At 49.7% G+C, this 615-nt stretch carries 1 protein-coding gene and 1 pseudogene; both read right to left on the bottom strand.

What is annotated here, in order from left to right:
* Positions 1–271, bottom strand: a pseudogene (locus D8790_RS10670) (hypothetical protein); the annotation flags it as partial.
* 132 nt (positions 272–403) lie between these two features.
* Complete coding sequence (locus D8790_RS10680; protein WP_185761956.1) at positions 404–577, bottom strand: hypothetical protein; 174 nt, start codon at positions 575–577, stop codon at positions 404–406.
* Positions 578–615 lie beyond the last annotated feature (38 nt).

Here is a 615-nt window from a genome sequence, read left to right on the forward strand (position 1 = left end):
GAATCAGCTTCAGAATCAGCTTCAGCATCAGTAAGTCTGAGCCAGTCAGTTTCAGCAAGTGAATCTGTTTCAACCTCATTGAGCTTGAGCCAGTCTGTATCAGCAAGTGAATCAGCTTCAGCGTCATTGAGCACAAGTCAGTCTGTCTCAGTAAGCACAAGTGCTTCAGTATCAGTAAGCCTGAGCCAGTCTGTCTCAGTAAGTGCCAGTGCTTCAGCCTCATTGAGCCTGAGTCAATCAGTTTCAACAAGCGAGTCTGCTTCAGCGTCATTGAGCACAAGTCTCAGTGCCTCACTCAGTGCCTCAGATTCAGCCAGCACGAGCCTGAGCACAAGTCTCAGTGCCTCACTCAGTGCCTCAGATTCAGCCAGCACCAGCTTGAGTACAAGCCTCAGTGCNTCAATTAGTGCCTCAGATTCATCAAGCACGAGCCTGAGCACAAGTCAGTCTGTCTCAGTAAGCACAAGTGCTTCAGTATCAGTAAGCCTGAGCCAGTCTGTCTCAGTAAGTGCCAGTGCTTCAGCCTCATTGAGCCTGAGTCAATCAGTTTCAGCAAGCGAGTCTGCTTCAGCGTCATTGAGCACAAGTCTCAGTGCCTCACTCAGTGCCTCAGAT

This window comes from Streptococcus cristatus, from assembly GCF_003943535.1.
GTDB classification, from domain to species: Bacteria; Bacillota; Bacilli; order Lactobacillales; family Streptococcaceae; genus Streptococcus; species Streptococcus cristatus_L.